This window comes from Luteolibacter sp. Y139 (assembly GCF_038066715.1).
GTDB classification, from domain to species: domain Bacteria; phylum Verrucomicrobiota; class Verrucomicrobiia; order Verrucomicrobiales; family Akkermansiaceae; genus Haloferula; species Haloferula soli.
This window is the reverse complement of record NZ_JBBUKT010000005.1, coordinates 145,047-163,812: the sequence shown is the minus strand read 5'-3', so window position 1 is coordinate 163,812 and position 18,766 is coordinate 145,047. Positions and strand designations below refer to the sequence as shown.

Below are 18,766 nucleotides of genomic sequence, written 5' to 3'. Positions count from 1 at the left end.
CCGTTGTCTCCATTTTACAGCGGTATGTTCGACGCCCTTCCGATCACTTTTGCTTCGCCTCCCTCACCTCCCGAGTGGCATGCACCTCTTTCGTCCCGGCGGACTCCATCGCCCTCGCGGCAAGCTCGGCACATGGGGTCAGCCCCGCATCGAAACATTCACCTCCGCAGTTCGCCCCTCCACCGGACCAAGGCTGTTTCATTGATCACTGATCACTCGGCACTTCCCCGCCTTTCCTGAAAACTGAACGCAGCAGTCGCGATAGCGACGATCATCCCCCCGCAAAGCGGCAAACCGCATGGACCGGAGGTCAAAACCAAAAAACTTCAACTCTTCCAAGCACACCCCTGCACCCCGCATCCCTTCTGCAGCCGGTCCACCCGCGCCTGCAATCTCTCGATCTGCCTCCCCATCGCATCGATCTGCCGGTTCATCATGCTATAAATCAGCTTCGCCAGCACGGTCACCACCGTCGCCAGCGACCCCACGATCCCCAGCACCCACACGATCGGCAGCTCCACCCTCGCCGCACTCTCCAGCCCATCCGCCAAAGCATTCATCAGTCCTTCAAATAATTCTGTTAGATCTCTCTTCCCTTGGCGCACTTGGCGTCTTGGCGGTTCATTTCATCACCAGTCCGGGGCCGTTCCTCCGCGCCTCCGCGGTTCATCCCTTCATCATTCCGATGCCTTTCCACCACTTCGCGAAGCGAAGTGGAGCCGCAGACTATTCCTGATCCACCCGGCTCAAATCACCGATCACCCGGCACAACGCCTTTCCCTGAAAACTGAACGCAGCAGTCGCGATGGCGACGACCACCCTTCCGCGAAGCGGCAAACCGCGTGGACCGGAGGTCAACACTGAAAACTAGCAAACTCCCACAATTCACCTCGTCGCCTGAAAGTGCATCGCATCCCTCCCCCAGAACGCCCCCGCACTCAACCACCCCTCCCTCGCAAACGCCTCCATCACCTCGAATGGCATCTCCGCCGCCACCGGCCAATGCATCCGGTTCCCATTCGAGTCCGGCATCAGATCGATCGCCGCCCCCCGCGCATGCAGCGATGGCGTTGAGCCCCCTCTCATCGCCCGGTCATTGAATACCCCCGCAAACTCCCCCAACACCTCCGCATGCGACAAAGCCAACGCCTCTAACACCCGCGACAAACTCTCCGCACACCGCCCATTCACCCGCGCCCTCCGCACCGGAATCCCCTCATACCGCATGCACCCCGGCAGCTCGATCATCACCAGCCGGCTCTCATCCCCCGCCTCCCCATAGAACCTCGTCAGGCTCGCCTGATCCGTCCCCGGCCACCTGTTAGACGAGCGCTCCATCAGCCCCCGCAAATACCCCTGGCAAGCCTCGATCGACCGCGGCCCCCAGAACCCATCCACCGAAGCCCCCACCTTCCCCTGTATCGCCTTAATCTTCTCCGCATTCATACCTCGTCAAATTTCTGTTAGATTTCCCCTCATCCCAGCGCCCCCCTGCGAGCGCCGGTCTCCAGGCCGGCAGAACGGTCCCCCACTGCCCGCCTCAACAACCAAGCCCCGAATCAACCCACCTCATTCCCCACACACTTCGATGGAGGATTGATGATGGGTGATCCCCCCTCACTTCACCCCCTTCTCATCCACCACCTTCCCCTTCTCATCCATCACCACCACCTTCCCCTGCGGCACCACCCCGCTCACCGCAAACTTCCCATCCGGCCCCACCGAAACACTCAGCCCCTCACAAGAAACCAAGCCCACCCCCACCGCCACCCCCGCAGCCACCAACATCAACCCGTTACACCTCATCCTCTTCATAAGCCTCACCTCCATCAATTCAGTTCAGTTCTCCAACTCCAGACCCCAATTCACCTCAGCCTCAAACCATCGCGCCCCTCGCGCCTTCGCGGTTCATCCTTCCCCTCGTCTCCGCGCTTCCTCCGCGACCTCCGCGCCTCTGCGGTTCGTTCCCTCCACCAGTCCGACGCCTTTCACCGATCACCCGGCACAATGCCTTTCCTGAAAACTCAAAACTGAAAACTAGCAAACTCTTCAATCCCCCACCTTCCCCAGCGACTCACCCACCGCCTTCACCACATGCACCACCAGAGCCGCAAACGTCGGCACCCCTGCCACCCACACCGCCCAACCCTCCGGCAGCAAAGGCAACACCCCCTTCAAATCCAAAATCGCCAGCGACTCCCCCAGCGCCGCCGCCGCCGCCAACCACCCCCTCAACACCTTCAAGTTCACGCTCACATTCATCACCCCCATCCTGCCCCCGATACCCACCCCACACCACCTCATCGACTGGCCCCCACCTCCTCCCATGTAGCGGCGGTCTATGACCGTCGGAAACTCGCGGCATCAGCCGCATCCCCGCGCCCACCCCTCTCCAACCGTAGGCGCGTTGGTGACAACGCGTGCCCAGCCCCGGTGCCTTCCCCTCCCAGTAGCTGAATGGCTGCGCCATTCAGGCAGTGCGAGCTCGCAACCCAAGTCGCCACTCCGCCCCACCCACCGTAGGCGCGTTCGTGAGAACGCGTCCACAGCCCCGACGCCCCTCCACCGATCACCCGGCACTTCTTCTCCGCGACTTCCTCCGCGACCTCCGCGCCTCCGCGGTTCGTTCCTCCACCAGTCCGACGCCTTTCCACCGGCTACCATCACACTCCATCCACCTTCCGTGTGTTCCGTGTATTCCGTGGTTCCTCCTCCACCAGCCCCGATGCCTTTCCACTGATCACCGATCACTCGGCACTTTTCAAAACCTCTCCGCCCCCGTCGCAAACTCACTCACCCCTCCCATCACATCACCCGCATCCGACACCGCCCCTGTTAGAAAACTCCCCACCATCAGCGCCCCCAGCAACGCATCCGCCCGATCCGGCGAACCCAGCCCCCGCCGCCGCATCTCCTCCTTCCCCTCCACCCGCTTCTTCCCGTTCGCCGCATACCCCAGCCGCCTCGTCGTCAACTGCCGGAAAGTCTCCGCATCCAGCTCCCCCACATGCACCCTTCCCCGCTCGATCCTTCTAACACCCTGCAGCCACACCTCCGAAATCAAGTTCGCATAGTTCACCCCATCACACGCCGCCTGCCCCCCATGGAACTCATGAATCGGAAACCCCTCATCCCGGAAAATATCCACCATCGGCCCCCCCAAGCCATCCGCATCCCCCCAAGTACCACCCGGTGCCACCGGGCAAAAAGAGTTCTCCTTCAGCAACCGGATAAACCGTCTAACAGCCTGCACCCCGTCCCTCTCCCGCCACGCATCGATGATCCGCACCTCATTCCCCCTCCGGATCGCCAACACATTCTCATCCCGACCACGAGCGAAGTCACAAAACGCCACCACCTCACCCCCATGCGGCCACCGCGGCTGCAAATCCAACGCCGCCCGCAACGACCCGGGCGACACAATCAAAAACTCCCCACCCTCCGTGAACTCCCCCAAGTGCATCGACCGATACACCTCGCTCTCCACCCCATGAATCTCCCTGTCGCGTTCCCTCTTCCACCCCGGCAAATGCGGACACTCCACACTCCCCACCCGCCGCGACCAATAGAACTTCTTCAACGAATGAAAGCACTCAAAGAACCTCCCACACGCCGGCCCCGGCGATGAAATCAAAAGCTGATACCTCAGCGTGCATCGATCAAACGCCGCCCAAATCGCATCCGGCACCGTCTTCGCCTCATCCATCAGCAGCATCACCGGATCCACATCACTCGACACCGTAGGATGCCACCCCTCCGCCCGCCCCGCCTCCCGCGAAGAAAACCCAATCCCCGTCCCCCCCTGCGGCGTCGCAATCCTCAAAGGCGAACCCCCGCGCCTAACAGAAACAAACCCCGGCAACCCCGCCTCCAGCGCCGGCCAAGTCTGATTCTGAAGTTGGTTAAAGCTCGATGAAGTCGCCACCAGCTTCCCCCGCGGATGCCTCATGAAAAACCAATCCACCGCCGATCCAGCGACAACAGTAGTCTTCCCCGCCCCATTACAAGTCGCCACCGCCGTAGGATACCCCCGCCCAAACGCCTCCAGCGCCTCCACCTGCCAAGGATAAAGCCTCCGCCCCCGCACCATCGCCCACTGCCAAGCTGTTAGATCCTCCGTCATCACTCACCATCGTAGCGGAATGGCTGCGCCATTCCGGCTGCTCGCGCCCACCACCCAATTCGCCACCCCGATTCTCCACACACCTCTCCCAGCCCTTCATAGGCGCGTTCGTGGCAACGCGCCCCCATCCCCGATGCCTTTCACTGATCACTCGGCACTTCCCCACCGGGCCCCACCACACCCTCCGCGACCTTAACCATTCCCCGCATCTCCTCCAAAACCTCCTCACTCACCTCTAACAACATCGTCCCCTCACCATCCCCGCTCTCTAACAAAACCCTCTCCCTCCACAAATCCGGCCTCCGGTTCCTCAGCCAGAAAATACACGCCCGCACATCCGGCGGATAGTGCTCCTCATACGGCACCCTCACCGGCTCCTCCTTCCCCCCGCGCGACATCACCTTCACCACCTCCCGCGAATACCCCATCGCCCGCTGGAAAAGCCGCTCCGCCACCTCCGCATCCGCCCACATCCTCCCCCGTCTCACACCCTCCGCAAACTCCCCATGCCTCCGCATCCACCTCTCTAACACCTCCACCCTCACCCCGAAAAACCCCGCCACCTCCTCATCCCCCGCCCCCAGCTTATACAGCTTCTCCACCCACCCCGCATACTCCTCCCGATACCGCACCCTGACGCGCGCCGATACTCCCCTCGTCCCACCACCACCCTTCATCATCTTCTTCTTCACCTTCATCATCTTCTTCACCCCCATACCCACCCGCCATCCTCCCACTCCCCACCCCGCCTGACAATACCCACCACTGGCCCCCATCCATCACCCCGTATCCCGTGTCCCAACGGGACTCCACAACCGAGCCCAGGGTTGCGAGGCACGAGCTACCCTGGGTCTTCACCCCGCCAATTCACCTACGCCAACGGCGTTGCACACCTGCACCATCCTCACGCTACACCCCGCACTTCATCCCCCATCACCAAAACGCCCTCCCCGGAGTCGGCTTCCACTCATCCTTCCCCACCAGCATCACCCGATAGTCGAAAAAGTATCGCTCCTTCCCCGTCCCCGCCATCAGCACGTACTGTCTGCGATCCAGCCCCCGCGGCATGCCATATGAAATCTCCGGCATCCGCTTCGTCCGCAGCGCCCCCAGCAGCGGCGTCCCCTCCCAATGCAAATACAAGAACGACCGCCCATACCCATCGCTCCTCATCCCCAGCCGCCACATCACTTCGAATAGCAACTCCAGCCCCTTCCCATTCCCCCGCCACGCCTGCTTCACCACATAGCGCCCATCCTTCCCCCCCACAAACTCCACCGCCACATCCGCCGTCTTCACCTCCTCCATCGTCACCGAGTGAATCCACTCCACCCGCTCCCCCGCCCTCGCCCCCATCGGCATCATCATCCCCACCGCCGCCGCCCAAACCCATCCAGTCAAAAGCACGCCTTTCATACAGACTGAAACTCCTACCACCCCCACACCCCCATGTGAAGCCAGAGTTAAGCCGCATCACCGCAACACTCCTCCTATCACCTCCCCTTGTCCCAAAGGGACTCCACCCTGAAGCCCAGGGTTGCGAGGCACTCGCTACCCTGGGTGATCTCACGATCCATCACCCTACGCCAACGGCGTTGCGAAACCGCCCCACCTCTCACGTCGCCTCCATCCCACTCCCCCGCGTCTCGTTCCTCCACCAATCCGATGCCTTTCCACCGATCACCGATCACTCGGCACTTCTCCCCACCTCACTCCACCAGCCGGGTAAATCGAAAGCGGCTTCCCGTCTCGCCACCATCCTGTTAGGGAGAAAGCGCTCGTGACCGCCAAGCCAAAGCTCGCACTACTTCTCCTCATCGCCCTCCTGGCGGGCATCCTCTGCCTCTTCCTCACCGGCCACCCCGGCCACAAGCAGGACCAAGCCACGTCACACCCCGCCACGCCGGATCACGGCCCAAGCAGCCCGCGTCCCAAGGACGACATCAATGAGCGCATCAAGCAGGCCATCGCGGAATACAAGAAGTCCGAGCGCCCGAATTACTCCGATGCCGCGCCCTACGCTCTCAGCCCCGCCGAGGTAGAGAAATTCCTCCAGGCACGCGGCCACACCGCCGCCTCCCTCTATTTCGTCCTCCTCTGCACCGAAGGCCGCAAGCTCGACGACATCGCCGCCCTGCCCGATTCCCCGCTCAAGTTCCAGATCCTCGCCACCTACACCACCGATAAGAACGAGCGCCTGGCCATGGCCCGCAAATACCTCGAGACCGATCCCGGCAACAAGCTCGCGCACCTCATGCTCAGCCACACGCTCTCCGAACTCGACCTCGCCGACGAAGCCGCCGCAGCACTCCGGAACTCCTCATCCACTTCCGACATCCACTCCAGCCGGGATGACATCGCCGCCGAATTCAAGGCCGCCTGCGACATCCTCGGCGAAGATCGCGGCTACCAGATGCTCGAGCTCCACTGGTACGACTACGCGGTCAATCTCGGCCATCAGACCGCACACGCCTACATCACCTCGCTCGACCCCGCCGCCTTCATTCACGATGGCAAGGCCGATGCAACGCTCCTGCTCCAGACGATGGACGACTACTACCGCGACATCGGCTTCGACGAAGACAGGCGGCGCAATGAGGTCATGATGTCCGTCCGCTCCGCCATCGCCGCGATGAATTCGGACAACACCATCACCAACGCCACCTTCGAGATCGACCGCCTGAATCGCGAGCTCGACGCCGAATTCATCGCCGGCTTCAAGCGTGCCACCGCCTTCGACAAGCTCACTCCCGCCCAGCGACATCAGCGTCTCGCCGAGCAGCATCTTGACGCCCCCTGAAAGGGAATCACCCGCGCCCCTCGAAGCCACTCCATTCCAACGGACGCGAGCCTTCCACACCACCTCACTCCACCCGCGGCAAATCATCCGCCGTCCCGAATACCTCATCCACTCCCGCCGAAAAAATCCCCACATCCCCCGTCTCCTTCCCCACCTCGATCCGGAACGCATTCCCCCACAGGTCCACGATCCTCCCCTCATCGTCCACCCTGCTCCGATACCCATTCGTCACATCCGGCAACATCGCCTTCACCAGCGCCTCCCCATCCGCCGACCGTAGCTCCTCACGCAAAAGCCTCATCGAGCGAAGCCGCGTCGTCAGCGTCATGATCTCGAATTCCGTATCCACCTCGCGCTGCACGTTCGCCGCACGCTCCCCCTCTTCACGGAATCGCGCCACCATCCACACCATCGCCCCCACGCACGCCACCGCGATCGCCCATCCCCACCACCGCGCACGCCACCGCCACACGCACCAGCAAGCCACACCTGTTAGAGCCACCGGCACCGCCAGCACCAGCCCCGCCTCCATCATCTCCCGCGCATCCACCACCGTTCCCATGGCGCTCATCACCCTCATCGCCATTGCCTCATAAACCCGCCGCCCACCCCATTTGTCTCCACCTCAAATGGCGTCAGCCCCCGCAACCTGGCATCCTTCTCTCCGCGTCCTCCGCGATTCGTTCTTCACCAGTCCAGGGCTGTTTCACCGATCACCAGCCACAGTGCCTCCCCCCAAATCTGAAAACTGAAAACTGAACACTAACAAACTTTCCCTCACTCCATCTCGAATACCCTCACACTCCCATCCTCTCCCAGCGCCGCCAGCCACTTCCCCCCCGGCGAAAACGCCATCGAGTAAGTCCGCGACCTCACCGCATCCCTCATCTCCAACTGCCGCTCCCCCGCAGTGGTGAACAGCAGCAGATTCTTCGAAGTCCCCGAAACCGCCACCCGCTTCCGCGACCAATCCACCGCCGCGATCGCATGGCCATTCTCCGAGGGCTCCTCCCTCGCCTCCTTCACCGGCGACGCATGGAAATAAATCCTCCCCGTCGACCAACTGTTGTCGATCACCCGCACCATCCCGCCTCCCGTCTCGTAGAAGGCATTGCTCAGAAAAGGCGCATCCGTCACGATCTTATCATCCGCGACCTCCCTCCACTTTCCTGTTAGAGCCGCTGTCGCGCTCCCACCCGCACCGGGCCAGATCACACGGCAGCGCCCGCCACGCTCCCACAGCAGGATCGTCTTCCCATCACTGGTCACCTCCGGATAGCCGCTCCCCTCGTAAGGGATTCGCGCCTCCACACCTGTTAGATCCTGCGAATAGATCCACACCTCCGCCTGCGTCACCACGCACAGCCCGCCCGCCATAGGCATCCACAGCATCGCCCTCGGCAGGAAGGGCTGCAGCATCCCCTTCGGCGTCGCATCCTTCCCCGTCGCCACATCCACCCGCCGGATCGACTCCACACCATCACCCGCCCCGGCCTCCAGTGCCACATACACATGAGCCATGTTGCTCGTCATCGCCACGATGCTCCGGTCATACACCGCCCTCCACCGCTCCTTCCCTGACACCACATCGAAGGCCTGCACCATCTTGTTCCCCGCGGTCACGATCACCACCCGATCATCCTCCGTCGGCACCCACACCACCTTATCATAGTGCCCGCCCGAGCCATCCCCCGCCTTCCCCGCCACCTTGAAGTCCGCCTTCACCCTCACCGCCACCTCTCCTCGAGCGGCACAAACAATCCCCGCCATCAACACGGCGAAAACCGCAAGCACAGCCCGGCGATTCATCTTCATCACAATTCCCCACCCTCTACCCGCATCACCACACACCCGCCAGACAAACCTTCATCCACCACCCGCCATCCCTCCACAATAGGATCGCACCTTCGCCCTCATCCGCTGCCGGTTCGGAATCGCCACCACACCCAGCCTCACCAGCACCCGCAGCGCCGGCAATACCAGTCGAAACATCCGGAACGCCCCATACCCCGCCACCGCACAAACCATCACCGCGAAAACGAAAGCCAACACCACACCCCATCCCCTCACCGTCCCCACAAATCCAATCGCACCCGCCAACGCACCCACACAACCCGTCAGCAAATGCGGCAAGGTCATCCGCGCCGATTCCCGGAAGAGAACCAACTCCGCTGCCACCGCATAAGGAAAGGGAATCTTCACATCACTCAATCACGGCTTGGGAAACCAACGGCACCGTCGGAATACAATCATCCCTCCCTCTCATTCGCGAGCATTCGCTTCTCCGCGTCCCTTCTCGTCTCCTCGTCCCTCCGGTTCATCCACCACCACCCCCCTCACATATTCCCCATCTCCGTGATCCGCATCCTCCCGTCATACGGATTCGAAAAACTCCAGAAAAACAAAAAACCCAGCCCCACCAGCAACGTCATCCCGCTCACCAGCGTCCACCGCCGCGACCACCATCCCGTCCCATAATTCTCGAAATACATCGCCGCCGCCGTCCACCCCACCGGCACTAGCATCAGCACGAACCCATGGTTCCGGACCAATAGCGCCCCCGCATTCCAACCCAGACTCTGCTCCGGATACCCCGCCGCCAGGAACGCAGCCCGCGTCATGAACACCCCCAGCACCACCACCATCATCTGGAACAGCGCCAACCTCACCGACACATGCACCTCATGAATCATAATCGTTAACCCAATCCCTACCCCATCCCGCCCCACCCGAAAAGCCCCCATTCATCCCCCGCCTTTCATCCACGAAATCCGCGCCATCCGCGGTCAAACTCTCCAACACCAAAGGCACCTTCCTCCGCGGTTCGTTCCTCCACCAACCCCGCAGCCTTCCCTTGCCGTCCTTCGCCTCTTGGCGGTTCATTCCATCACCAGTCCCGGGCTGTTCCTCCGCGCTTCCTCCGCGACCTCTGCGCCTCCGCGGTTCGTTCCTCCACCAGCCCCGTGCCTTTCCACTGATCACCCGGCACTTCTCCCACCTTCCGTGTATTCCGCGTATTCCGTGGTTATCCTCCACCAGTCCCGGTCCTTCATCACTTCACCCACAGCCCCGGCACTTCCTCCTTCACTTCCCCCACTTCCCTCGGATCACGAAACTCTTCGTCTCCCCGTGATCATCCCGCACCAGCCGGATCTCATGCAGCGGAGCCGCCGCCTCCGGATCCTTCTCCTCCGCTAGCGCGATTCTCACGCTCCCATACGCCGTCCCCTCGTCTTCCCAGATCACCTTCCCCTTCGGATCCAGGATCCTCAGGTGAAACTGCGAGTGGCACATGCAATACGCCGTCGCCGGAGTCACCACCACCGACCCCACACTCGGCCCGCCGAATCCCAGCGGCATCCGGAACTCCTCGTCACGCGGCACCGCAAACCACGCCAATCCCGCCGGCGCCTCCCCACTCGTTGCCTCCACTACATAGGTCAGCTGCTTGAAATCCTCGCTCCCCTTCAAATCCCGAGCCTCCAGCTCCGCCCAGTACGGAATGTCCCCGCCCATCTTCGCCATGTCATCCACCGCATACGCCAGCTCGGATAGCGATAGCTCCCTCGACGTCACAAACGTCGCCCTCCTCTCCTTGAAATCCACCCGCATCTCCACCGCATCCGGAATCAAGACCTCGTACATCCCCTCCACCTTCTCCGCCATCCCGTTCCTCACCGACGCCGCATAGATCCCCGCAATCCCATACTCATGCTTACCCTCCGCGATCGCCCGGTGCGTCACCGCTCCCGGCAACTTCGCAATCACCCGCACCGGCCGCACCTCCTCCTTCGCACCCGCCTCTGCAAATGGATCACCCTCACCCTCCGCATCCACCCCCGGAATGCCAGCCAGCATCAGCGCGCACGCCAGCACGCGTCCAATCACCATCGGCCATCTCTTCACCTTCATCATCTCTCCTCCTATCCCGCACTCTCTACCCACATCACCACACACCAGCGAGCCAAACCTTCACCCACATCCCCCGCACCACCACCATCACGCCCCCTTCCGCCTCCCGAACGCAATCACCGCCAGCCCCACGATATTGCACAGCGAAAGCAGCCCCAACGCCAAATCCGACCTCTTGTATTCCTCCATCCTCCACCTCGTCTCGCCCCCCGCCATTCTCAATTTCGACCTCGCTTCCTCTAGCAGCGCTGCTCGGAACGCCGGCGAAACCACCGTCCCCGCCCTCTTCTCATCCAGGCGATCCAGCCGGTCCATCGCCAGCTCGTAGTACTCCTCCCACCCATTCGGGTTCTCCATGTTCGCCCCCGCGATCAACCAACCCATCACCCCCACATTCAGCGCCAGCAGCGCCATCGTGAAAATCCTCATCATCCCCACCACCTCCCGACCTGACGTTTCTTCCCCATCTTTCCCCACATAAACCCACCACCACCCTTCCTTGTCTCTCGCGCCCATCTACGCACTTTTCCCAACCATCGATTCCCTCAATACACCACATCAATCTATCGAATCCCTCCATCATGGCATTTCATGGCAAGCTCCCCCGGTCAACCATCAAACAAAGCCACAAAGCCATGACCAAACGCATCAAGCCCATCGACAAAGAAGCCCGTCCCCTCGCCCGTGCCGCCCTCATCTCTGCCGCCATCTTCTGGCTGCCAGGCATTCTCTTCCCCTTCTTCCCCTTCGTCATCCCCATCTGGGGTTACCTCCCCATGGACTACCCCGGCCAGTGGTCCATCCACCTCGTGCTCCCCCTCGGCATCTTCTTCACCTTCGTTGCCGTCGCCTGGTTCACCCACGAGCGCCTCCCCGCCATCATCGCCCTTTTCATGCCCGTCGCCGGCATCGGCTTCTTATTCCTCCGCTTCTTCTTCGGCATGGGGCACGCCTTCCGATAGAACAAGCACCACCCCTCTTGCACCGCCCCGTGCCTTTGGCTACTCCTGAAAACGGAACACCCCGTCCTCTGCGATCTTTGTGTTCTTTGCGGCAAGTCCCTCACCAGTCCGATGTTTTTCCACTGATCACTGATCACCCGGCACTCCTCTTCCCATGACCAAGCCCCAGGCCATCTCCCTCGCCCTCGCCGGCCTCACCATCGCCCTCGCCGCCATCTCCGCCGTCATCCGCTCCATCGCCTGGGCCAAGCTCGATGCCCTCTCCGCCGCCCACGTACCCCACACCCACCCCGCCGTCATCGCAGGCTTCCGCATCCTCCGCATCGCCGACGCCTCCGCCTGGCTCATGACCCTCGTCGCCTTCCTCTGCGGCCGCCTCGCCTTCCGCCACTGGCACCGCGCCTGGCAGCTCTACCTCTTCATCGCCCTCCTCATCGCCGCCTTCATCTTCGCCTTCTTCGACCACGTCCTCAGCTAGCCCCGTCCACTCACCCTTCCGATCAACCCGCCTCCCCTTCACGAACTTCGCGTCCTGGCTCTTCTCCGCGCTTTCCCCCGCGACCCCCACGCCTCCGCGTTTCGTTCCTCCACCAGTCCCGTGCCTTTCACTGATCACCGATCACCCGGCACTTCCCCCATGCAAATCACCACCTCCCCTAAACCTACCCCCCAATTCCACCCGTATGCTTGACCCCGCCTTCGATCCGGGGATTATCCCCCCACCTTAAAAAGAAAAGGAATAGAGGCCAGCCATGTTCCTCCCCACACTCTATCAGGGATCAGGCGCAGTCCTCCGCGGACTGGAAGGCAAAGCCACCGGCACCCCTGAAGAAGCTTGGCCCCTCGAGCCCGGCATGGGCCACATCATCCTCAATCTCGAAGGCCCCGGCCTCGTCACCCAGGATGCCGAGCGCTGGCGCATCCTCCCCGGCATGGTCGCCCTCTTCCGCCCCTCCGCCCGCGGCACCGCCCACACCAGCCGCATGGAGAGCCCCAGCGGCCGCCACCGCTTCGCCATCCTCTCCGCCACCCCCGCCTGGGTCATCGAGCACTGCGGAGACTCCTGCGCCGCCCTCCACTCCCTCCTCATCGAAAAGGAAAACACCCAGCGCTGCGTCGAACTCCGCCCCCTCGCCCTCACCGAAAAAATCCTCGGCGAATCCCTCCTCACCCCGCCCGTCCTCCGCGGCCTCCGCCCCGCCTGGTTCGAGGGAAAGATCCTCGAGTCCCTCTGCCTCTTCGGCGCCATCGCCGAACCCGGCGCCCCACCCGCCACCGTCCACGATCCCCTCCAGCGCCGCGTCGAAGCCGCCACCCAATGGATGGACGAGCACTTCCGCGAAGACCTCGACCTCACCGCCATCGCCGGCCACGTCGGCTGCACCCCCGCCTACCTCAGCCGCCTCTTCAAGCAGCACACCGGCAAGACCCTCAGCCAAAAGCTCCGCGAAATCCGCGTCTCCTCCGCCGCCACCCTCCTCAGCGGCGGCTCCGACAACGTCAGCGAAGCCGCCTACAAAGTCGGCTACCGCAGCCTCAGCCATTTCACCAAGGCCTTCATCGCCGAAAAAGGCTGCCGCCCCTCCGACTGGCTCTCCCGCTGACCCCCGGGACCCCCGGGACCCCCGGGACCGCCAAGAGCGCCAAGAGCGCCAAGATTGGCGAAGGCTTGTAGCCAATCTGGACCGACCATAGGTCGGGGCCGCAGGCCCGAGGGGGCTGGCGGAGCCCCCGAGTCAATCTCCAGGCCGGCCGAATGGTCCCTCACCGCCCGCCCCCAAGCGTGCGCGCGCCCGAAGCCCTCTAACAGCGCACCCCACCCCGGCAATTCTAACAGCCCCAAAGGGGCGAAATCCCTCAGCCCAGGGCATCGCCCTGGGTTTTTCGCATCATACCCACGGCGCCCTGAAGGGGAGCGAGACGGGAACCCTCCCGCCCCACTCTAACAGCTCCGCCCCATAACCGCGGCGCAGCCGCCCTTGGACTGCTGCGATCATTCCCAGCTCTCGAGTCCACGACCGAGCCCGCCCACCCCTCACCCATCTACTACACTCCCAGTATCAATTCCCATCAACCCTCCACCTCCTCCACCCGCGCACCCCTCGCGATCAAATCCAAACAAAACGCCTCCGCCTCCTCATCATCCTCCATGACCAAGGCCATCGGCGCATGCGGCCCCACATGGTGAATCGCCAGATGACCCACCCTCGACGCATCCACCACCTCCACCTCATACCCCGCCTCCCTCAAAACCTCGCCCATCTTCCACGCCTCACGCCCATCCACCATTCCCAGCTCGATCCTCCCGCTCCGCCGCACCTCCGCCAGCAGCTCCGCCGGGGACCTACCCTCCAGCACCGGCAAGACCCGCCGCAGCTTCGCCAGCCACGGCCCAGGTGCCTCTCCGCCCGAAAGCACAGCCACCCGCCTCCGGTCGTGATAAAACCGCCTCACGCTCCACTCCTCGATCTTGATCGGCTCATCCATCTACTACGTCTCCAGTTTCAATTCACATCATCCAGCCACTTTCCCTCTCTGCTCGATCTCTCATGCCTTCCCTCTTCCTGAAAACTGAAAACTAGGAACTAACAAGCGCCCTTCCCCTCCACCACTGCACCCACCCCACCATCCCCAGCCAAATCAAAACATACCCCAGCACCACCACCCACAACCCCACCGCCACGCTCCAGAACCCCGGCCGCGGATACGAATCCCACGTGAGCGCCCGCACAAAATAAAACCCCGGCTTCCCCTCCCACTTCTCCTCCACCACCTCATCCCGCCCCGCCACAAACTGCCCCGCCCTCTTCCCCACCGGCGACTCCCACACATTCCACGTCACCAGCGCCCCCACCACCGCCACCTGATGATCCCTCCGCATCGCCGTAAACGCCACCGCCGACTGATGCCAGCTCGAGTCCCACCACACCCACATCAAAAACACCAACCCCGGCACCCCCAGCCAAAACAAACCCGACCGGTAAAAAGGAAAACGTAAGCCCCGCGAACCCATCTCTCCCCCATCCCAACAAAAACCCAACACCCCCGCAACCCAACGCTTTCCCTCTTCCTAGCGGAATGGCTGTGCCATTCCGGCTGTGCGCGCCCACAATCCGGACCGCCACTCCGCTTCTCCCACCGTAGGCGCGTTCGTGAGAACGCGTGCACAGCCCCGACGCCTCTCCACCCATCATCCGCCACCTCCCCGTCTCTCTCCTGTCCCAACGGGACTTCACAACACAGCCCAGGGTTGCGAGGCACTCGCTACCCTGGGTTCCTCCGCCACCCCATCACCTACGCCAACGGCGTTGCGCAACCGCCCCACCTCTCACGCCGCATTACCTACCCGGCACCCTGCCTTCCCCTGAAAACTGAACACTTAAAACTAGCAAACTCTCATTCCCCCACATTATCACCACCATGAAAACTCACCATGAGCCTTATCAGCCCACCCGCTCTAAGCTCAGGCCATGACAAACAACACCACCACCCTCCGCCTCGCCGCCATCGACCTCGATGGCACCCTCCTCGGCCCCGACCACCACATCTCCCCCGAGAACCACGCTGCCATCGACCGCCTCGCCCGCGCCGGGCTTGAGATCGTCCTCGCCACCGGCCGCCACCACCGCTCCACCGCACCCTACGCCCGCCAGCTCCCCCAAGTCCGCTGGATCGTCTCCTCCCAAGGCGCCGAAGTCGCCACCGCCGACCGCACCGCCATCGTCGCCAGCAATTTCCTCCGCCCCGCCCACCTCCACACCCTCATCCACGCCGCCCACCAGCGCCGCGAAACCTTCACCCCCATCTACTACACCGCCGACGAAGTCTTCACCGTCACCCCGCCGAACGACCACGTCTACGACTACGCCCTCGTCTCCGGCCGCATGCCCGCCCGCATCACCCCCGACCAACTCCTCCCCATGCAAGTCCAGAAAGTCATCTGGCTCGGCGACCCCGCACCCATCGCCTCCCTCCGCACCGATCCCACCCTCACCACCCTCCACCAGCAACTCCAGGGCGTCCAAACCATGGACCACCTCTACGAATTCATGCCCCTCGAAACCACCAAGGCCTGGGGCCTCCGGATCCTCACCCAAAACCTCCGCATCACCCCCCAGGAAGTCGTAGCCTTCGGCGACGCCGAAAACGACATCCCCATGTTCCACTGGGCCGGCCTCTCCTACGCCATGCCCCACGGCTGGCCAAATGCCCTCACCAGCGCCACCCGCACCGCCCCCGCCGGCCCACCCCACACCGCCTTCGCCCGCGCCGTCGACCAACTACTATCCTAATAGTAGCCACCCCCGCCTTCAAGCGGACCCAACTCATACAGCGGCGCACCCGCTCCTCTTCAGCCCCAAAGGGGCGGCAAGCCCTAAGCCCAGGGCAAGCGCAGCGTCGCCCTGGGTCCTCCCGACAAGATCATCCGTGCCCTGAAGGGGCACCACCCGATCGAGCCCCGCATCACCCTCACCCCGCCGCATCACCCTCCCACCCCTGAGGAGCGGCGACACTCCTGTCGCCCCGTCATCGATCTCCCGGAAAATCACACACCGAAAACCACTCGATCTAACAGGTCCAAATCAACCCGGCCCGTGGACAACCTCCACGGGCCGCTTCTTTGCCACCCTGTTCCAACATCTACCCGCCTCCCTGTCCCAACGGGACTCCACCCTGAAGCCCAGGGTTGCGAGGCACTCGCTACCCTGGGTGATCTCACGATCAATCGATCTACGCCAAAGGCGTTGCGCAACCGCCGCCCCACCTCACCACCCCGCATCTCCATCCGGAGACGCATTCGCGAGAACGCGTGCCTTTCCTTGGCACCTCATCGTCACGCATCACTTCTCCTCCACCGGCTTGATCGATTCCTTCATCTCCTTCTCCACCATGCTCAGGTCCACGGGCAAGTAGCGCGTGCCTCCATCACCCAGCTCCAGAGCCACTTCCATCTGGATGACGCTGAGATCCTTCATGTTCAAAAGCAGGTGGTAATTATATTGGCGCCCCTCGGGCTCGATGCGAATCAGCAGATACGGAGGCAGAGTATCCAAATCGTGATACCAGGATGCGCTGAAATGAATCTTGTACTTCCCGTTCTCCGGAAACAGACTCGTGAAATACGGAATCATCTTCATCACGTGCTTCCCGATCCTCACCCGGTGCGTTGCCGCATCGTACTCCATCGGCAGATACTCCGCTGGCACCTTCATGTCCGCAGCATCCTCTGCCGACACCACCAGCTTCCCCTCCTTCAGCTCCAGCACCACATCCTCGTGCGCGGAAGCCGTCAGCCCACCCAGTGAAAGCGCAAGAATCCAAGCCAGCGACCTGAGGAACCTTCTCATGACGATCGAATACGCCAAATGATCCCAGCCCGGTAAAGCCCCATCACCGCCCACTTCACCCTCGCCTCTCCCGAAGCACACCGCCTGTTCCTTCCGCGGTCCTTCCTCAACCCCCTCCTTCAGAATCTCATCCGCGCCATCCGCGCCCTCGCGGTTCCTCTTCCTCTCCGCAACCCTCCGCGTCTCTGCGACCTCTGCGCCCTCCGCGGTGAATCCCTCCACCAGTCCGAGGCTGTTCCCTGAAAACTGAACACTGAAAACTAGCAAACTCCTACCCTACATCCTCGCCGCCAAAACCACCGCCGCCAAAATCCCCGTCGCGATCAACCCCGCCATCCACCACGCAAAGTTCGAACTCGCGAACTGCTGGCTCCGCCGGTTCGCATACGGATCCGGCGTCCGCATTGGCATGCTCGGGTGAAACTCGGCCTTGGAGGAAAGGTGCTTCTTCATGGATGGGATGGGACAGCCTCACATCCAGCAAAAACAATTCCACCTCCCACCCGCGCCTCCCCGCACCCATGAATTCGCAGCATCCCAATCGCCCCCTACCCATTCCCACGCCTCCACCCGCGTCTCATTTCGCAATACCCATCACCCCGCACCGCCCTCCAAAGCGCTCCCGACACCCCGACTACCGTCGAAGCCAGCCCACCACACCCCTGGCCCCTGAGGAGGGACGACACTCCTGTCGTCCCGGTGCCCGCAGCCCTGCTGCCGCCCGAAGCCAGCAGCCCTGCTGCGATGAAGCACCGCCCGCCCTCCCCTCAAACCTTCACCCTCCACACCAGCAAGCCCCACAACCCCGCTCCACACGCCCGCTGCTCTCTCTCTTCACACACCCCGATTAGTGATTGGAAGATTACCCCTTGATGCTTCCCTTCCCCCAATGCCGCGCCCCATCCACCGCTGGAAATCCTTCTGGGCCGGCATCCTCATTCTCACCTTCCTCTCATGGGCATGGTGGGACTCCACCCACTTCTGGACCACGATAAGCCATCGGCATTACTACATGAGCCACGTCGGCTCCGGCATCTGCATCGCAGATTGGGCCGAAGAGTCGTATTCGCCCTCCACGCTGCTCTTCTGGGAGCACCGGAAGCTACAGCCCTCACAGGAACCATTGACCCGGGTTCTTTTCGAAGCCCCTGAAACCTTCCGTTACCAGCCCGGCATGATTGGCTACCACCGATCCATCCCTTGGGAACCGCGAGGCCAGTCCGCGGGGTTTCAATTTGGACGCGTTTTATCGGGAGCAGCCCTCGGCTCCCGCGCCATCTTCCTCCCCCACTGGCTCCTCATCCTCCTCTTCCTCATCCCCTGGGCCACCTTCCTCCTCTGGCGCTTCCACCGCATCAAGCGCCTCAAAACAACCTCCGAATCCTGAATCGAAAGCCACTCATCCATCCACATCCCCGGCTCTTCATTCGTCTCCTCTTCTTCTCCGCGCTTCCTCTGCGACCGCTGCGCCTCCGCGGTTCGTTCCCTGCACCAGTCCCGTGCCTTTCCACCGATCACCGATCACCCGGCACAATGCCTCTTCTCTTCCTAAAAACTGAAAACTGAACGCAGCAGTCACGATAGCGACGCTCACCCCTCCGCGAAGCGGCAAGCCGCGTGG

The 18,766-nt window shown here is 62.6% G+C and carries 23 protein-coding genes; 6 read left to right on the top strand and 17 right to left on the bottom strand.

Features of this window, described 5'->3' with window-relative positions:
* Positions 1-326: 326 nt before the first annotated feature.
* The 7 genes from WKV53_RS14460 to WKV53_RS14430 form a co-directional block, all read right to left on the bottom strand.
* Complete coding sequence (locus tag WKV53_RS14460; protein WP_341405406.1) at positions 327-560, bottom strand: hypothetical protein; 234 nt, start codon at positions 558-560, stop codon at positions 327-329.
* Between the two features lie 325 nt (positions 561-885).
* A complete protein-coding gene (locus WKV53_RS14455; protein WP_341405404.1) occupies positions 886-1,446 on the bottom strand; it encodes a M15 family metallopeptidase in 561 nt (186 codons plus the stop codon).
* Positions 1,447-1,617: 171 nt separating this feature from the next.
* Entirely contained in the window at positions 1,618-1,806 is a 189-nt protein-coding gene (locus tag WKV53_RS14450) for a hypothetical protein (RefSeq protein ID WP_341405403.1), read from the bottom strand.
* Positions 1,807-2,049: 243 nt separating this feature from the next.
* Positions 2,050-2,250 carry a hypothetical protein gene (locus tag WKV53_RS14445; RefSeq protein ID WP_341405401.1) on the bottom strand — a complete coding sequence of 67 codons (201 nt, stop codon included), beginning with the start codon at positions 2,248-2,250 and terminating at the stop codon, positions 2,050-2,052.
* A gap of 511 nt (positions 2,251-2,761) precedes the next feature.
* The gene (locus WKV53_RS14440) at positions 2,762-4,126 is read right to left on the bottom strand and encodes a hypothetical protein (RefSeq protein WP_341405399.1); all 1,365 of its coding nucleotides are present in this window, start codon (positions 4,124-4,126) and stop codon (positions 2,762-2,764) included.
* Positions 4,127-4,263: 137 nt separating this feature from the next.
* Entirely contained in the window at positions 4,264-4,833 is a 570-nt protein-coding gene (locus WKV53_RS14435) for a hypothetical protein (RefSeq protein WP_341405398.1), read from the bottom strand.
* A 223-nt stretch (positions 4,834-5,056) separates the two neighbouring features.
* Positions 5,057-5,539: a hypothetical protein gene (locus tag WKV53_RS14430; protein WP_341405396.1), complete on the bottom strand. Its 483-nt coding sequence runs from the start codon at positions 5,537-5,539 to the stop codon at positions 5,057-5,059.
* Between the two features lie 364 nt (positions 5,540-5,903).
* Between WKV53_RS14430 and WKV53_RS14425 the strand changes: the two genes are divergently transcribed.
* Complete coding sequence (locus WKV53_RS14425; protein WP_341405394.1) at positions 5,904-6,923, top strand: hypothetical protein; 1,020 nt, start codon at positions 5,904-5,906, stop codon at positions 6,921-6,923.
* 64 nt (positions 6,924-6,987) lie between these two features.
* On the opposite strand, the gene WKV53_RS14420 is transcribed toward WKV53_RS14425, so the two are convergent.
* The 6 genes from WKV53_RS14420 to WKV53_RS14395 form a co-directional block, all read right to left on the bottom strand.
* The gene (locus WKV53_RS14420) at positions 6,988-7,494 is read right to left on the bottom strand and encodes a hypothetical protein (protein ID WP_341405392.1); all 507 of its coding nucleotides are present in this window, start codon (positions 7,492-7,494) and stop codon (positions 6,988-6,990) included.
* Between the two features lie 206 nt (positions 7,495-7,700).
* Positions 7,701-8,732 carry a hypothetical protein gene (locus tag WKV53_RS14415; RefSeq protein WP_341405390.1) on the bottom strand — a complete coding sequence of 344 codons (1,032 nt, stop codon included), beginning with the start codon at positions 8,730-8,732 and terminating at the stop codon, positions 7,701-7,703.
* A gap of 57 nt (positions 8,733-8,789) precedes the next feature.
* A complete protein-coding gene (locus WKV53_RS14410) occupies positions 8,790-9,125 on the bottom strand; it encodes a hypothetical protein (RefSeq protein WP_341405388.1) in 336 nt (111 codons plus the stop codon).
* Between the two features lie 134 nt (positions 9,126-9,259).
* Positions 9,260-9,616, bottom strand: a complete 357-nt coding sequence (locus WKV53_RS14405; protein ID WP_341405387.1) for a hypothetical protein — start codon at positions 9,614-9,616, stop codon at positions 9,260-9,262.
* Positions 9,617-10,007: 391 nt separating this feature from the next.
* Entirely contained in the window at positions 10,008-10,814 is an 807-nt protein-coding gene (locus tag WKV53_RS14400) for a hypothetical protein (RefSeq protein ID WP_341405386.1), read from the bottom strand.
* A gap of 108 nt (positions 10,815-10,922) precedes the next feature.
* Positions 10,923-11,267: a hypothetical protein gene (locus WKV53_RS14395; protein ID WP_341405385.1), complete on the bottom strand. Its 345-nt coding sequence runs from the start codon at positions 11,265-11,267 to the stop codon at positions 10,923-10,925.
* Between the two features lie 203 nt (positions 11,268-11,470).
* Between WKV53_RS14395 and WKV53_RS14390 the strand changes: the two genes are divergently transcribed.
* The 3 genes from WKV53_RS14390 (at position 11,471) to WKV53_RS14380 (ending at position 13,401) form a co-directional block, all read left to right on the top strand.
* Complete coding sequence (locus WKV53_RS14390) at positions 11,471-11,797, top strand: hypothetical protein (RefSeq protein WP_341405383.1); 327 nt, start codon at positions 11,471-11,473, stop codon at positions 11,795-11,797.
* 154 nt (positions 11,798-11,951) lie between these two features.
* Complete coding sequence (locus WKV53_RS14385; protein WP_341405382.1) at positions 11,952-12,275, top strand: hypothetical protein; 324 nt, start codon at positions 11,952-11,954, stop codon at positions 12,273-12,275.
* A gap of 274 nt (positions 12,276-12,549) precedes the next feature.
* On the top strand, positions 12,550-13,401 hold the full coding sequence (locus WKV53_RS14380; protein ID WP_341405380.1) for a helix-turn-helix transcriptional regulator: 852 nt from the start codon (positions 12,550-12,552) through the stop codon (positions 13,399-13,401).
* Positions 13,402-13,867: 466 nt separating this feature from the next.
* Here the strand turns inward: WKV53_RS14380 and WKV53_RS14375 are convergent, their stop codons facing one another.
* Together WKV53_RS14375 and WKV53_RS14370 are read right to left on the bottom strand one after the other, a co-directional pair.
* Positions 13,868-14,284 (bottom strand): hypothetical protein, encoded by a 417-nt coding sequence (locus tag WKV53_RS14375; RefSeq protein WP_341405379.1) that lies wholly within the window; start codon positions 14,282-14,284, stop codon positions 13,868-13,870.
* A gap of 91 nt (positions 14,285-14,375) precedes the next feature.
* A complete protein-coding gene (locus WKV53_RS14370; RefSeq protein WP_341405377.1) occupies positions 14,376-14,726 on the bottom strand; it encodes a hypothetical protein in 351 nt (116 codons plus the stop codon).
* A gap of 541 nt (positions 14,727-15,267) precedes the next feature.
* On the opposite strand from WKV53_RS14370, the gene WKV53_RS14365 reads away from it, so the two are divergent.
* Positions 15,268-16,089 (top strand): Cof-type HAD-IIB family hydrolase, encoded by an 822-nt coding sequence (locus tag WKV53_RS14365; RefSeq protein WP_341405375.1) that lies wholly within the window; start codon positions 15,268-15,270, stop codon positions 16,087-16,089.
* Between the two features lie 549 nt (positions 16,090-16,638).
* On the opposite strand, the gene WKV53_RS14360 is transcribed toward WKV53_RS14365, so the two are convergent.
* A complete protein-coding gene (locus WKV53_RS14360) occupies positions 16,639-17,145 on the bottom strand; it encodes a hypothetical protein (protein ID WP_341405373.1) in 507 nt (168 codons plus the stop codon).
* A 276-nt stretch (positions 17,146-17,421) separates the two neighbouring features.
* Entirely contained in the window at positions 17,422-17,598 is a 177-nt protein-coding gene (locus WKV53_RS14355) for a hypothetical protein (protein WP_341405371.1), read from the bottom strand.
* A gap of 436 nt (positions 17,599-18,034) precedes the next feature.
* Here WKV53_RS14355 and WKV53_RS14350 point away from each other — a divergent pair, with 436 nt between their 5' ends.
* A complete protein-coding gene (locus tag WKV53_RS14350) occupies positions 18,035-18,532 on the top strand; it encodes a hypothetical protein (RefSeq protein ID WP_341405370.1) in 498 nt (165 codons plus the stop codon).
* Positions 18,533-18,766: the final 234 nt, after the last annotated feature.